The sequence below is a fragment of the Pantoea sp. sgz302252 genome (assembly GCF_047713085.1).
Lineage (GTDB): Bacteria > Pseudomonadota > Gammaproteobacteria > Enterobacterales > Enterobacteriaceae > Scandinavium.
In genome coordinates this window covers 20,674-35,096 of the sequence record NZ_JBLFJW010000010.1, presented here as the reverse complement: position 1 = coordinate 35,096, position 14,423 = coordinate 20,674, and the positions used below count along the sequence as shown (strand labels likewise).

Below are 14,423 nucleotides of genomic sequence, written 5' to 3'. Positions count from 1 at the left end.
TAAAAAAAGGGGACTGGCATAAAAAATCGCCCATCTGTGGGAGATGGGCGAGGGGGATTAGTCACATTGCACTTTGATGGCCAGACCGCCACGCGAGGTTTCGCGGTACTTGGCGTTCATGTCTTTGCCGGTCTCGTACATGGTTTCAATGACTTTATCCAGAGAAACACGCGGTTCACTGGTACGGCGCATTGCCATGCGAGCGGAGTTGATGGCCTTCACGGAGGCAATCGCGTTACGCTCAATGCAAGGCACCTGCACCTGCCCGGCAACCGGGTCACAGGTAAGGCCGAGGTTGTGTTCCATCCCAATTTCTGCGGCCACACAAACCTGCTCAGGGCTTGCGCCCAGCAGCTCTGCAAGGCCAGCCGCAGCCATCGAACACGCCACACCGACTTCACCCTGACAGCCTACTTCCGCGCCGGAAATAGAGGCGTTCATTTTGTACAGCGCGCCAATCGCACCCGACGCGAGGAAGTAGCGAATATAGCTTTCCGGGCTCACGGGCTCGATAAAGTGGTCGTAGTAAGCGAGCACCGCTGGAACGATACCGCACGCGCCATTGGTTGGCGCAGTCACCACACGGCCACCTGCAGCATTTTCTTCGTTCACTGCGAGCGCAAACATGTTAACCCAGTCAACGACGGTCATCGGGTCGCTGTTGGTTTTGTCCTGACTGACCAGCATACGGCGAAGTGCTGCTGCACGACGCGGAACGCGCAATGGCCCTGGCAACACGCCTTCGGTATTCAAACCGCGATCGATACAGGCCTGCATGGTCTGCCAGACGTTGGCAAAATAGTCTTCAATTTCTTTTTTGCTGTGCAGCGCCAGCTCGTTCTGCATCACCATGCCGGAAAGTGACAGACCGGTGTCTTTGCAGTAGTCCAGCATCTCTTTGGCAGACTTAAACGGATACGGCACCTTCACGTCACCGCTGACGTCCTGCCCAAAATGCTCTTCATCGACGATAAAACCGCCGCCGATGGAGTAATAGGTTTTGCTGTAAATGACTTTCTCACCCGCGAAAGCATGAATCGACATGCCGTTTTCATGCAGAGAGAGGTTGTCACTGCGAAAACGCATGCCGTCATCCTGCGGGAAATCGACTTCACGACGGCCCTGCGCCAGCAGCAGACGGCCACGGGTTTCCACATCACGGATAAACGCCGGGATGGCGTCGATATCGACGGTATCGGGCATGTTGCCGGCCAGACCCATAATAATGGCGATATCGGTATGATGGCCTTTACCGGTCAATGACAGTGAACCATAAACGTCAACCGCCACGCGGGTAACGTCATCGATCATTCCCTTTTCGACCAGGTCATCGACGAACTGTTTACCGGCCTTCATCGGGCCTACAGTGTGGGAAGATGAGGGGCCAATCCCCACCTTGAACATGTCGAATAGACTAATCACTTTAACACTCCTGACAGGGTTACCGGAAAGCTCCGATAACGATGTAATAACTGCGCATAGTGTAAGAGGGAACCGGTAACGCAGCTTAACTATTCACATGAATTAAACTAATGCTTCACCTTGAATTTACTAATAGCGTAAAGGGGATCACATTAGCCCTATACCACAGTATAGTTAAGGTTTAAGGCCGACTTGCAGCGCTAGCTCACGAATAATGCCTGCGGTCATTCCCCAGACAAAATAATGCTGATACCACGAGAGCCATACGCGGTGTGAATTGCCGCGGCGATGGATATCCAGCGGGTGATAGCGCCCAAGGCGCAGGGCTTCTGCCAGCGGCATTTCGAAGACCGCAGCCACTTCATCTTCGCTTGCATGATAATGAAGGTCAGGGGGGATGATGCCCACGACAGGCGTGACCTGAAATCCTGTCACGCTATCCACGGGTGGCAGTACGCCCAGGATTTCAACCGAAGAGGGCGGAATAGCCACTTCTTCCTGCGCTTCACGCAGTGCGGCGGCTATCAGCGACGCATCGCTGCTGTCGACTGCGCCACCGGGAAAAGCGACTTGCCCGGCATGTTTACGCAGGTGCGAAGAGCGTTTGGTTAACAGCAGGCCCGGTTCTTCCCGGCGCACGATGGGGATCAGCACCGCCGCTTTTCTTTGATTCAGTGACGCCCGGGTTGCCTGTGGGCGCAAAAGCTGAAAGCGGGAAATAAACTCATCAAGTTTAAGGTCCGGGTGCGGCATGCGTTAGGACTCCAGTTGTCGCAGGATACGATTAACTTTATCAAAGGTTTCCTGATATTCCGCTTGCTCTTCACTGTCGGCGACGATACCCCCCCCTGCTGAACAAGAGAGCTTACCCTGCGTTGCCGTCAGTGTGCGGATAGTAATGCTGGTGTCCATTGTGCCGCAAAAGCTGAGATAGCCGATGCTGCCGCACCACGCATTACGGCGATGCGGCTCCAGTTCATCAATGATTTCCATCGCCCTGACTTTAGGTGCGCCGGTTATCGACCCGCCTGGAAACGCTGCGCGCAGCAGATCGGTGGCGTGCAGGTTATCAGGCAACTCAGCGGTTATTGTACTCACCAGATGATGCACCGCCGGGAAAGGCTCAACGACAAACAGTTCGGGGACGCGAACGCTACCGGGCACGGCAACGCGACCAATATCATTGCGCATCAAATCAACAATCATCAGATTTTCTGCCCGGTCTTTTGGCGAAAGCCTGAGCTTTTCTGCCTGTTGCGCATCGGCGACCGGGTCGGACAGACGCGGCAGCGTGCCTTTAATCGGGCGTGTCTGAATATGGCCTTCTTCAAGGTGAATAAAACGCTCAGGCGAAAGGCTCAAAATGGCGCTTTCGGGCAGACGGAGAAACGCGCTGAAAGGCGCACGGTTTGAAGCGTTTAAATGCTTAAAGGCCTGCCATTCGTCGCCGCGATAATCGGCCTGAAAACGCTGAGCAAGATTGACCTGGTAACAGTCGCCGCTTTGCAGATACGCCTGCACCTGACGAAACTTTTCACCATAGGTTTCGCGCGTCATGTTGGATTGCCAGGCGGAAGTCAGCTCGAAATCAGCAGTCTTAGCGTTTGAACAGCTTTCCAGCCAGGCGAGGCGCTGTTTCGGATCGTCATAGCTCAGTAACGACACCACTTCGCGGTGATGGTCGACAATCAATGCCCAGCGATAAATCCCGACGGCCATATCTGGCGTATCAATATCGGCCTTTGCATGTTCCGGCAGGGATTCGAAACGACGGCCAAGATCATAACCGAACAAACCCAGTGCGCCGCCCTGGAAGGGAAAATCTGCATTTGTTTGCGGGTTAATCTGATGCTTTGTGAGGGCCTGTTTCAGTAACAACAACGGATCATCGGCAGATTCACCAATATGACCATCTTCTTCAATGCGTGTGATCTTCCCGTAAGTTTGCAGCATCGCGACAGGACTGGCGACCAGGATATCAAAACGGTTGTGAGTATGGTCTGCGTGCCCGGAGTGCAGCAGCATTGCCCAGGGCCGGGAAGAAAGCGGGAAAAAATAGTGTTCAGCGGCATCCGCGCGCCAGGGAAGCGTAATGACAGCAGGGGACAACATCGACCTCAATCCATCTGCGCCACCTGCTGGCTATGTGGCAGGCGGCATGAAATAATAAACGCCAACAATGTAGCAGGAGTTCACCATGTTTGCAGGTTTACCTTCACTGAGTCATGAGCAGCAGCAACAAGCCGTCGAGCGCATTCAGGAATTGATGACACAGGGAATGAGTAGCGGGGAAGCAATCCAACTGGTGGCGAAAGAAATACGCGCCAGTCATACCGGCGAACAGATAGTGGCGCGCTTCGAGGATGAGGACGAAGACGAGTAACTGAGGCAGTAGGCCGTGCGGTCTGATGCCCTCTCCCCAACCCTCTCCCACGGGGAGAGGGCGCAAACATTAAAACCTTTTGCTTAGCAAAAGGTTTGCTGTTTATACAGCAGCAACAATCTTAATTTCAACTTTGTACTGCGGTTTCATCAGCCCGGCCTGCACGGTGCAACGCACCGGCGCATGACCGGCCACCACCCACGCATCCCACGCTTTATTCATTGCAGCAAAATCTGCTTTATCGGCAAGAAAAATGGTTGCGTCGAGAATGCGAGATTTATCGCTACCCTGTTTTTCCAGGATTTTATCAATCTGCGCCAGCGTATTGGCGGTTTGTTCAAAGGCATCCGCATCCAGGTTTTCCGGTACGCCGGTGTAGTAAATCGTCTGGTTGTGAATGACAACATCAGACCAGCGGGCTTCTGCATCAATACGAACAATCGTCATTTCAGTGTCCTCTTAGGCTTCCATTTAAACGCGGCAAGAGTGCCACAATGTGGCGACTGCGTCACCCGTTTGACGGGGCGTGCTCATGGACTGCACCTTTAATACTTTTTCTTATGTACAGTGAGTTTGTCGGTAACAAATCGCTTCAGGTTGCGCAGTGTCAGAAGTTTTAACAGCGTTCGGACAGACATTTTTTTATTGCGAATAGCGTAAAAAGTGAAAAGCTGATACTTACGACCAGACCTGTCTAAATGAGCTTTATGCTTGCGATAAAAGTTCAGGTAGCCAGAAAACTTCTTCCTTGATTGTGTAATTCTGACCTCCCCATGATTGACATACAGAATTTGCGTAGCGGCATTTACCTTGTAAGGGGAGCCGTATTCCAGACTCAATCTGTAAAATGCGTCGTAATCTTGTGCTGCTGATAAATTCACGTCAAAAAGAACATGACGAAGTCTTTCTGTAAGGGTGAATATCTGGTTACCAACAATATTGCGTTTGCAGAATAGTGCTGGCGTGAAAGCAGGTTTTGGGTACAGACGCAATTCTTCAAGGTTTGCATAGTTTTTATTTTCACAAACATAATCGTCTGCATAGAGGAATGAGAATCCCGCCAGCAAATGCTGATGTTTCATAAAAGTGGTAAGCCGATTTGGTAACCACTCATCGTCATCGTCAATTCCGGCGATGTACTTTCCTTGCGCTTGCTCAATGGCCTGATTTCGGACACTGCAGGCGCCTGATGAGAAATTATTGAATGTATAATGGATTCTTGAGTCAGCAAGGTTCTCTATAAAAGCCAACAATGTACTGTTGTCAGGCGAATTATCATCGATGACAATCAACTCCCAGTGGGGATAATCTTGATTGACAACGGATTGAATTGCACGAATCGCCAGCGCTTCACGGTTCCATGTGGGCATATAGACAGAAACCGTACGCTCAGGGCTGGCAGGTTCATCGACATCGTCAAGGCTGAAGGTCTCCTCGAATACTGCCGCTTCAATGTTGCTTTCTGTCAGACGGAGTCCGGTGATATCTGTATTGTAAAACTCACTGCCGGAGATATCGCAAAAACTGAGATTAACGGCGCTCAGGGAAGTGGATGAAAACGTACAGCCAGACAAATTACTGTGTGACAGATCCGCCCCTGACAGATCCACAAACTCAAAGCAGAGTGAACTGAGGTCAGAGAAGCGAAGGTCTGCACCCTGTAAATTCAGATAGTTGAATGTGCCCTTTTGAATCTTTTCATGCTGCTTTTGCAGTTGTTTTAATAATTTTTTCTTTGTGCAACCTGGCATGTGCGTATTCACCCTGTAAATAAAACTCATCTTCTACTGATGGGAGGGGAGAAGACGTATTGAATTTATGCTCAGTTTGACTCAATAACAGGCCACCCTGGCGTGATATAAAGGTAACAACCTGACAGGAATCTAACCGGTGCCTGGATGATACTGTTTTGAACGGAAAAATTAACGCCGGCATTATAGAAAAAGTATTTTTAGGAATTTCATTAGCGCAATTGTTTGTTTTAGGTAAATGGAATGGCTCACAAAGTTAATTCCGTGGTGGGGCTCACTTTTTTTATTTTGGTCTGAGTCAGAGAATCAGGATAATCGTTTTATAAAGTATGAGGTGCACCTGATTAACCTGTGCGCCTCAACGCACTTTGGCTGGCACAACGCCCCACGCACTGACATAATCACTGTCCAGATTTACAGGGGGCAGTGTGACGGACGATTTTGCAACAGACGGGCAGCTCGCGAAAGCGATCCCCGGATTTAAACCCCGCGAACCGCAGCGGCAGATGGCTGAGGCGGTGACGCACGCCATCAATGAAACGCGCCCGCTGGTGGTTGAAGCGGGCACCGGCACAGGCAAAACCTACGCTTACCTTGCCCCTGCGCTGCGCGCCAATAAAAAAGTCATTATTTCTACGGGCTCCAAAGCGTTGCAGGATCAGCTTTACAGCCGCGATTTGCCTACGGTAGCAAAGGCTCTGGACTTTAAAGGCCGAGTCGCGCTGTTAAAAGGGCGCTCGAACTATCTCTGTCTGGAGCGCCTTGAGCAACAGGCGTTGGCCGGTGGCGATTTACCGGTTCAGACGCTGAGCGATGTCATTCTTCTGCGCAGCTGGTCAAATCAGACTGTGGATGGCGACATCAGCACCTGCGTCAGCGTGGCTGAAGATTCGCAGGCCTGGCCGCTGGTCACCAGTACCAATGACAACTGCCTCGGCAGTGACTGCCCACTGTACAAAGATTGTTTTGTGGTGAAAGCGCGTAAAAAAGCGATGGATGCCGACGTGGTGGTGGTGAACCATCACCTGTTCCTGGCGGATATGGTGGTGAAAGAGAGCGGCTTTGCGGAGCTGATCCCCGAGGCGGAAGTGATGATTTTCGATGAAGCCCATCAGCTTCCTGATATTGCCAGCCAGTATTTCGGCCAGTCGCTTTCCAGCCGCCAGCTTCTGGATATGGCAAAAGACATCACCATTGCCTATCGCACGGAACTGAAAGACACCCAGCAGCTCCAGAAATGTGCGGATCGTCTGGCGCAAGCGACGCAAGATTTTCGTCTGCAGCTTGGTGAACCCGGCTATCGGGGCAATTTACGCGAGCTGCTCGCTGACAGCGGCATTCAGCGTGCTCTGCTGCTGCTCGATGATGCGCTCGAACTCTGTTATGACGTGGCCAAACTTTCTCTTGGCCGCTCCGCGTTGCTGGATGCGGCATTTGAACGCGCCACGCTCTATCGTGCACGGCTCAAACGTTTAAAAGAGATCAACCAGCCTGGTTTCAGCTACTGGTACGAATGTACTTCCCGGCACTTCACGCTGGCGTTAACGCCGCTGACGGTAGCCGACAAATTTAAAGAAGTGATGGCACAAAAAGAGGGGAGCTGGATTTTCACCTCCGCGACACTGTCGGTAAATGACGATTTGCATCACTTCACCGCTCGCCTGGGCATTGATGACGCGCAATCTCTACTGCTGCCCAGTCCCTTCGATTACGCGACACAAGCCTTGCTGTGCGTACCGCGAAACTTGCCGTCACCGAACCAGCCCGGTGGCGCTAAGCAATTGGCCACCATGCTGCGCCCAATGATTGAAGCGAACAACGGCCGCTGTTTTATGCTTTGCACTTCGCACGCCATGATGCGCGAGCTGGCGGAACATTTCCGTGCGATGCTGGATTTGCCTGTTTTATTGCAGGGCGAAACCAGCAAAGGCCAGTTGCTGCAACAATTCGTCAGTGCCGGTAACGCGCTACTGGTGGCGACCAGCAGCTTCTGGGAAGGTGTCGATGTGCGCGGCGATACGCTGTCGTTAGTGATAATCGATAAGCTGCCGTTCACCTCTCCGGAAGATCCTCTGCTGAAAGCACGCATGGAAGATTGCCGCTTACGCGGAGGCGATCCTTTCGATGAGGTCCAGTTGCCGGATGCGGTCATTACCCTGAAGCAGGGGGTCGGGCGTTTAATACGTGATGTGGATGACCGCGGCGTGCTGGTGATTTGCGATAACCGTCTGGTGATGCGTCCTTACGGAGCCGTGTTCCTGTCGAGCTTACCGCCAACGCCCCGAACCCGTGATATCAGCCGTGCCGTGCGCTTTCTTGCCGGGTTGTCACTAACGTAATTTGTGACGAACTGTGTTAAGATGCGCGCCTTTTTTATTGAACGCTACCTGCGAGAGCGCAACGTCCTATGCGAATTCTGGCTATTGATACCGCCACTGAGGCCTGTTCCGCGGCCCTGTGGAATGACGGTGCCATCCGTGCTCATTTCGAGCTTTGTCCACGCGAACACACCCAACGCATTCTGCCTTTGGTGCAGGATATTCTGACTGAAACCGGCGTCATGCTCACCGAGCTTGATGCGCTGGCGTTTGGCCGTGGCCCGGGCAGTTTTACCGGGGTGCGCATCGGGATTGGGATTGCACAAGGCCTGGCGCTGGGGGCGAATCTGCCGATGATCGGCGTATCAACGCTTGCCACCATGGCGCAAGGGGCGTTTCGCAAGACTGGCGCGACCCGCGTGCTGGCCGCGATTGACGCTCGCATGGGTGAAGTGTATTGGGCTGAGTATCAGCGTGATGAGCAGGGCGTCTGGCAGGGTGAAGCGACTGAAGCGGTGCTTAAACCAGAGGCCGTTAATGCCCGGTTGGAGCAACTAAACGGCGAGTGGGCGACGGTGGGAACGGGCTGGCAGGCCTGGCCGGATATGGCCACTGACAGTGCAGTAACGCTGGTTGATGGCGACGTTTTATTACCTGCGGCGGAAGACATGTTGCCTCTGGCTGTACACCAGCTTTCTCTGGGCCACACTGTTGCCGTAGAACATGCCGAACCGGTTTATTTACGCAATGAAGTGGCGTGGAAGAAACTTCCTGGCCGGGAATGAATCTCAGTATATATCGCTGAGAATAAAGGAGTGGCACCATGGCGAGTCAAAAACGGGTAGTGCGTGGATTACTGGCTGGGCTGGTTATGGCTGCATTGAGTGGCTGTGTTTCCGTTCCCGATGAAATCAAAGGCACCAGCCCAACACCGCAGCAGGATCTGACCCGTGTAATGGCGGCTCCGCAGTTGTATGTCGGTCAGGAAGCGCGTTTTGGCGGGAAAGTCGTCAACGTGCTGAACCAGCAGGGCAAAACCCGGCTTGAAATTGCGACCGTCCCACTCGATGAAGGGGCTCGCCCTGCACTTGGCACGCCTTCACGTGGGCGAGTTTACGCCGATGTGAATGGCTTCCTCGACCCTGTCGATTTCCGTAATCAGCTGGTCACCGTTGTGGGGCCGATCACCGGCACGCAAAAAGGGAAAATTGGCTCGGCGGAATATACCCACCTGGTCATGCAGGCCACGGGCTTTAAACGCTGGCGTATTACGCAGCAAGTCGTGATGCCGCCTCAGCCGATTGACCCGTACTGGGGGGGTGGCTGCTACCGCTATCGTTGTGGTTATCCTGGCTACGGTGGCTGGGGCTGGTATAACCCAGGCCCGGCGCAGGTACAGACTATCGTAACTGAATAATAGCTTGTTTTTATTAGCTTAAGTGACAGCGGCTGGTCCGCTGTTTCTTTTTGGTGGGATGGACTCCCGGACATAAGAAAAATAAATAGTGACGCGCTTCGCAACCTTAAATCCGATTAATTAATAAACTGGTACGATTAGTTAATATGTTGTTAATGTTTTGTTTATTAACAGGGGTTGTGATGACGACGAATTCTCATTTCAGAGGTGATGCATTGAAAAAGGTTTGGCTTAACCGTTACCCCGCTGATGTCCCGGCGGAGATCGATCCTGACCGTTATCAATCCCTGGTAGATCTGTTCGAACAGGCGACAACCCGTTTTGCCGACCAGCCCGCGTTTACCAACATGGGCGAGGTGATGACATTCCGTAAGCTCGAAGAGCGCAGCCGTGCGTTTGCCGCCTATCTGCAAGAAGGGCTGGGTCTGCAAAAAGGCGACCGTGTGGCGCTGATGATGCCAAACCTGCTGCAATATCCGGTGGCGCTGTTTGGCATTCTGCGAGCCGGTATGATTGTCGTGAACGTGAACCCACTTTATACACCGCGTGAGCTGGAGCATCAGCTCAACGACAGCGGAGCCAGCGCGATTGTGATTGTCTCCAACTTTGCCCACACGCTGGAAAAAGTGGTTGAGAAAACGCAGGTTCGTCACGTGATCCTGACGCGCATGGGCGACCAGCTCTCCACAGCCAAAGGCACGCTGGTCAACTTTGTGGTGAAATATATCAAGCGTCTGGTGCCGAAATACCATCTGCCGGATGCCATCTCATTCCGCCGTGCTCTGCAACAGGGCTACCGGATGCAGTACGTCAAACCGGAAGTGGTCTCTGAGGATTTGGCGTTCCTGCAATACACCGGCGGGACAACCGGCGTCGCCAAAGGCGCGATGCTGACGCACCGTAATATGCTGGCAAACCTCGCACAGGTGCACGCCACTTACGGGCCGTTGTTCCATCCAGGCAAAGAGCTGGTGGTGACCGCGCTGCCGCTGTATCACATCTTTGCGCTGACCATGAACTGCCTGCTGTTTATTGAACTAGGCGGGCAGAACCTGCTGATCACTAATCCACGTGACATTCCGGGGTTGGTAAAAGAGCTGGCGAAATACCCGTTTACGGCCATGACCGGCGTAAACACGCTGTTCAACGCGCTGCTAAACAACAAAGAGTTTCAGCAATTGGATTTCTCCACCATGCGCCTCTCTGCAGGTGGCGGAATGCCAGTTCAGCAAGTCGTGGCGGAGCGTTGGGTAAAACTGACTGGGCGTTATCTGCTGGAAGGCTATGGCCTGACAGAGTGCGCGCCGCTGGTCAGCGTGAACCCGCACGATATTGACTATCACAGCGGCAGTATTGGCCTGCCGGTGCCGTCCACGGAAGTGAAGCTGGTGGACGATGACAATAACGAAGTCGCGCCGGGTGAACCGGGTGAGCTGTGTGTCAAAGGCCCGCAGGTGATGTTGGGTTACTGGCAGCGCCCGGACGCTACCGATGAAATCATCAAAAACGGCTGGCTGCATACTGGCGATATCGCGGTGATGGACGAAGAGGGCTTTATGCGCATCGTCGACCGTAAAAAGGACATGATCCTGGTGTCGGGCTTTAACGTCTATCCGAACGAAATCGAAGACGTCGTGATGCAGCACTCAGGCGTACAGGAAGTGGCCGCTGTTGGCGTGCCTTCAGGCAGCAGTGGGGAAGCCGTAAAAATCTTTGTGGTGAAGAAAGACGCCTCGCTGACCGAAGAAGCGCTGATCACGTTCTGTCGCCGTCAGCTGACCGGCTATAAAGTGCCTAAACTGGTTGAGTTCCGTGATGAGCTGCCGAAATCGAATGTCGGAAAGATTTTGCGACGAGAACTTCGTGACGAAGCCCGTGCTAAAGTGGACAATAAAGCCTGAGCTATACGTCAGTCGCCATCAGACGCCGGTTAAGCCGGCGTTTTTTATGGGCGCAAACCCTAGAGAATACAAATTGAATTATCAGATGATCACCGAGGACGCTGCGCTGCAGGCCGCTTGTGAAGCGGCGCGTGACGTCCCTGCTATTGCGCTGGACACCGAATTTGTCCGCACCCGTACTTATTATCCGCAGTTGGGCCTGATTCAGATGTTTGATGGCAATCAGGTGGTGTTGATTGACCCGCTGACCATCACCGACTGGCGTCCTTTTAAAGCCTTAATGCAGGACAAAAATGTCACCAAATATTTGCATGCGGGCAGCGAAGATCTTGAAGTTTTCCTGAATGCGTTTGGTGAATTGCCCGACCCGCTTATCGACACACAAGTTCTGGCTGCCTTCTGCGGACGTCCGATGTCGTGGGGTTTTGCCGCAATGGTGGAAGAGTACACCGGCATTGCGCTGGACAAGAGTGAATCGCGCACCGACTGGCTGGCGCGCCCACTGACAGAGCGTCAGTGCGATTACGCGGCGGCAGACGTCTGGTATTTACTGCCGATTGCTAAAAAGCTGATGGATGAAACCGACACCAGTGGTTGGCTGCCTGCGGCGCTCGACGAATGTCGTTTGATGATGCAGCGCCGTCAGGAAGTGGTCGACCCGGCTGAGGCCTGGCGTGATATCACCAACGCTTCTCAGCTGCGTACTCGCCAGTTGGCCTGCCTCAAACTGTTGGCCGACTGGCGTTTACGCAAAGCGCGTGAGCGTAATCTGGCCGTGAATTTCGTGGTTCGTGAAGAGCACTTATGGAGTGTGGCGCGCTACATGCCGGGTTCCCTCGGTGAACTTGACAGTCTGGGACTGTCGGGCAGCGAGATTCGTTTCCATGGCAACACGTTGTTAAGCCTGGTCGAAAAAGCACAAGCGTTACCGGAAGAGGCGCTGCCCGAGCCGCTGCTGAATCTGATGGATATGCCGAGCTATCGCAAGGTGTTTAAAGTCATTAAAGCCCTGATGCAGGAAGTCAGTACCGAGAAGGGTGTTAGCGTTGAACTGATGGCCTCGCGTCGACAGATTAATCAGTTGCTGAACTGGCACTGGAAGCTGAAACCGCAGAGTTCGCTGCCAGAACTGGTGTCAGGCTGGCGAGGCGAATTGATGGCCGATCGCCTGAACGCGCTGTTGGCTGAGTATCCGGGGTAAATAACGCCGGGCGGCACTGCGTTTGCCCGGCCTACTTTGTAGCCCCGGTAAGCGTAGCGCCACCGGGGAAGCGCAATAAAAAACCCCGGACATCCGGGGTTTTTTCACATCAGGATTTCGACTCTTCCGCTTCGGGAAGCGTAACGTTAAGTTCGAGAATCGAGATATCGCCATCTTTCTGCTCTAACTGCACGGTGACCATTTCCGGGTCAATCTGCACGTACTTGCAAATTACCTCAAGAATGTCTTTCCTGAGCTGCGGCAGGTAATGCGGCTCGGCGTCACTGCGACGGCGTTCCGCGACGATAATCTGTAAACGTTCTTTCGCGATGTTGGCGGTGTTCTTTTTTCGTGAGAGAAAAAAGTCGAGTAATGCCATAACTTATCCTCCGAACAGGCGTTTGAGGAAACCTTTCTTCTCTTCTTCGATGAAGCGGAAAGGACGTTCTTCTCCCAGCAGACGATCTACCGTGTCGGCGTAGGCTTTGCCTGCGTCCGCTTCGGTATCCAGAATAACCGGCTCACCCTGGTTAGAGGCACGAAGGACTGACTGATCTTCCGGGATCACGCCAACCAGTTTAATGCGCAGAATTTCCAGCACATCTTCCATGCTCAGCATGTCGCCTTTGCTTACGCGGCCCGGGTTGTAACGGGTCAGCAGGAGATGTTCTTTAATCGGGTCTTCGCCTTTTTCGGCACGACGGGATTTGGACGCCAGAATGCCGAGAATACGGTCGGAGTCACGTACGGAAGAGACTTCCGGGTTGGTGGTGATCACCGCTTCATCGGCGAAATAAAGCGCCATCAGCGCACCGGTTTCGATACCGGCCGGGGAATCACAGACGATGAAGTCAAACTCCATCTTCTTCAGCTCTTCCAGCACTTTTTCGACGCCTTCGTAGGTCAGCGCGTCTTTATCGCGAGTCTGCGAAGCCGGGAGAATGTAGAGGTTTTCGGTACGCTTATCTTTAATCAGCGCCTGATTCAGCGTCGCATCACCCTGAATGACGTTAACGAAGTCATACACGACGCGACGTTCGCAACCCATGATCAGATCCAGGTTACGCAGACCGATATCAAAATCGATAACGACAGTTTTCTTTCCCTTCTGGGCCAAACCAGTAGCGATGGCCGCGCTGGAGGTGGTCTTGCCAACGCCCCCTTTACCCGAAGTCACAACAATAATGCGTGCCATAGAAATTCCTTGTTAAAAAGGGATTAGTTTAACGGTTCAATTGTCAGAGCGGCGGCGTCCAGACGCAGACGGACCGCTTTGCCATAATAATCGGCCGGGATATTGTCACTCAGCCAGTAAACCCCTGCGATGGACATCAGTTCTGCCGCAAGGTGGGTACAAAATATTTGTGCTTCTCTGTCGCCACTGGCACCGGCCAGTGCGCGTCCCCGCATCATGCCATAGATGTGAATATTGCCGTCGGCGATCAGTTCTGCGCCTGCGCTGACGTGACTTGTCACAATCAGATCACAGTTTGGTGCATAAATGCGCTGACCGGAACGAACCGGCGTATCAATCAATCTCGTTTTTGTGACCGGGGTAACAATTGGTGCTGGCGTTGGGGCCTCAACCGGTACTGCACGGGTGATTTTTTCTTTCCCTTCAGTCAGTAAGGGAATGCCCGCGCTGTCGATTTCTGCTTTTAATTGCGGATTTTTACACCCGCTAACGCCCATGATGCGCAAACCGGTTGCTGCAATGGCCTGCTGAAGGGGCTGCCATTTCGTGACATCAACCAGGCTGCTGATATTCACCACAACGGGGGCGTGGCGCAGGAAAGCGGGAGCCTGAGCGATTTTGTCTTCTAACGCCTGACGAATAACCTCGGGTTTTGCCTCGTGCAAATGAACCACGGATAACGTGAAGCTACTGCCTTTAAGTTCGATGGGCGTATTTGACATCCTGGCCTTACTCAATTTTCAATTTATCGCCCGCACCGCTGCGGCGATATTCCGAAGACTACAGGGCATGTTATAGTCACAAATATAGAGAGGCAAGTAACCACAGTCTAATT

Annotated in this window: 14 protein-coding genes and 1 pseudogene; 6 read left to right on the top strand and 9 right to left on the bottom strand. The window is 53.0% G+C overall.

The window, feature by feature from the left end; all coding sequences use genetic code 11:
* Positions 1-57 precede the first annotated feature (57 nt).
* The 3 genes from sdaA to pabB all read right to left on the bottom strand — a co-directional run bounded on the left by sdaA (position 58) and on the right by pabB (position 3,534).
* Positions 58-1,422, bottom strand: a complete 1,365-nt coding sequence (gene sdaA, locus ACLW56_RS09685) for an L-serine ammonia-lyase (RefSeq protein ID WP_330983570.1) — start codon at positions 1,420-1,422, stop codon at positions 58-60.
* A 174-nt stretch (positions 1,423-1,596) separates the two neighbouring features.
* Positions 1,597-2,175 carry a CoA pyrophosphatase gene (locus tag ACLW56_RS09680; protein WP_330983569.1) on the bottom strand — a complete coding sequence of 193 codons (579 nt, stop codon included), beginning with the start codon at positions 2,173-2,175 and terminating at the stop codon, positions 1,597-1,599.
* Between the two features lie 3 nt (positions 2,176-2,178).
* Positions 2,179-3,534, bottom strand: coding sequence for an aminodeoxychorismate synthase component 1 (gene pabB, locus ACLW56_RS09675; protein WP_330983568.1), 1,356 nt, complete (start codon positions 3,532-3,534; stop codon positions 2,179-2,181).
* Between the two features lie 85 nt (positions 3,535-3,619).
* Here pabB and ACLW56_RS09670 point away from each other — a divergent pair, with 85 nt between their 5' ends.
* The gene (locus ACLW56_RS09670; protein ID WP_330983567.1) at positions 3,620-3,805 is read left to right on the top strand and encodes a YoaH family protein; all 186 of its coding nucleotides are present in this window, start codon (positions 3,620-3,622) and stop codon (positions 3,803-3,805) included.
* A 102-nt stretch (positions 3,806-3,907) separates the two neighbouring features.
* Here the strand turns inward: ACLW56_RS09670 and ACLW56_RS09665 are convergent, their stop codons facing one another.
* The 3 genes and pseudogenes from ACLW56_RS09665 to ACLW56_RS09655 form a co-directional block, all read right to left on the bottom strand.
* Entirely contained in the window at positions 3,908-4,252 is a 345-nt protein-coding gene (locus tag ACLW56_RS09665; protein WP_330983566.1) for a RidA family protein, read from the bottom strand.
* A 98-nt stretch (positions 4,253-4,350) separates the two neighbouring features.
* On the bottom strand, positions 4,351-5,259 hold the full coding sequence (wcaA, locus tag ACLW56_RS09660) for a colanic acid biosynthesis glycosyltransferase WcaA (RefSeq protein WP_415377721.1): 909 nt from the start codon (positions 5,257-5,259) through the stop codon (positions 4,351-4,353).
* Positions 5,254-5,556, bottom strand: a pseudogene (locus tag ACLW56_RS09655) (pentapeptide repeat-containing protein); the annotation flags it as partial. The pseudogene ACLW56_RS09655 and the gene wcaA, both read right to left, overlap by 6 nt.
* A 428-nt stretch (positions 5,557-5,984) precedes the next feature.
* Between ACLW56_RS09655 and ACLW56_RS09650 the strand changes: the two are divergent.
* The 5 genes from ACLW56_RS09650 to rnd all read left to right on the top strand — a co-directional run bounded on the left by ACLW56_RS09650 (position 5,985) and on the right by rnd (position 12,393).
* A complete protein-coding gene (locus ACLW56_RS09650; RefSeq protein ID WP_330983565.1) occupies positions 5,985-7,895 on the top strand; it encodes an ATP-dependent DNA helicase in 1,911 nt (636 codons plus the stop codon).
* A 68-nt stretch (positions 7,896-7,963) separates the two neighbouring features.
* A complete protein-coding gene (tsaB, locus tag ACLW56_RS09645) occupies positions 7,964-8,659 on the top strand; it encodes a tRNA (adenosine(37)-N6)-threonylcarbamoyltransferase complex dimerization subunit type 1 TsaB (protein WP_330983564.1) in 696 nt (231 codons plus the stop codon).
* 38 nt (positions 8,660-8,697) lie between these two features.
* Entirely contained in the window at positions 8,698-9,291 is a 594-nt protein-coding gene (locus ACLW56_RS09640; protein ID WP_330983563.1) for a Slp family lipoprotein, read from the top strand.
* A 215-nt stretch (positions 9,292-9,506) separates the two neighbouring features.
* Entirely contained in the window at positions 9,507-11,192 is a 1,686-nt protein-coding gene (fadD, locus tag ACLW56_RS09635; protein WP_330983692.1) for a long-chain-fatty-acid--CoA ligase FadD, read from the top strand.
* Positions 11,193-11,265: 73 nt separating this feature from the next.
* Positions 11,266-12,393, top strand: coding sequence for a ribonuclease D (gene rnd, locus ACLW56_RS09630; protein WP_330983562.1), 1,128 nt, complete (start codon positions 11,266-11,268; stop codon positions 12,391-12,393).
* 109 nt (positions 12,394-12,502) lie between these two features.
* On the opposite strand, the gene minE is transcribed toward rnd, so the two are convergent.
* Genes minE through minC form a run of 3 tightly spaced genes read right to left on the bottom strand, consistent with a single transcriptional unit; the run spans position 12,503 to position 14,310 of the window.
* The gene (gene minE / locus ACLW56_RS09625; RefSeq protein ID WP_064544824.1) at positions 12,503-12,772 is read right to left on the bottom strand and encodes a cell division topological specificity factor MinE; all 270 of its coding nucleotides are present in this window, start codon (positions 12,770-12,772) and stop codon (positions 12,503-12,505) included.
* A 3-nt stretch (positions 12,773-12,775) separates the two neighbouring features.
* The gene (minD, locus tag ACLW56_RS09620) at positions 12,776-13,588 is read right to left on the bottom strand and encodes a septum site-determining protein MinD (RefSeq protein ID WP_330983561.1); all 813 of its coding nucleotides are present in this window, start codon (positions 13,586-13,588) and stop codon (positions 12,776-12,778) included.
* Between the two features lie 23 nt (positions 13,589-13,611).
* Positions 13,612-14,310: a septum site-determining protein MinC gene (minC, locus tag ACLW56_RS09615; RefSeq protein ID WP_330983560.1), complete on the bottom strand. Its 699-nt coding sequence runs from the start codon at positions 14,308-14,310 to the stop codon at positions 13,612-13,614.
* Positions 14,311-14,423 lie beyond the last annotated feature (113 nt).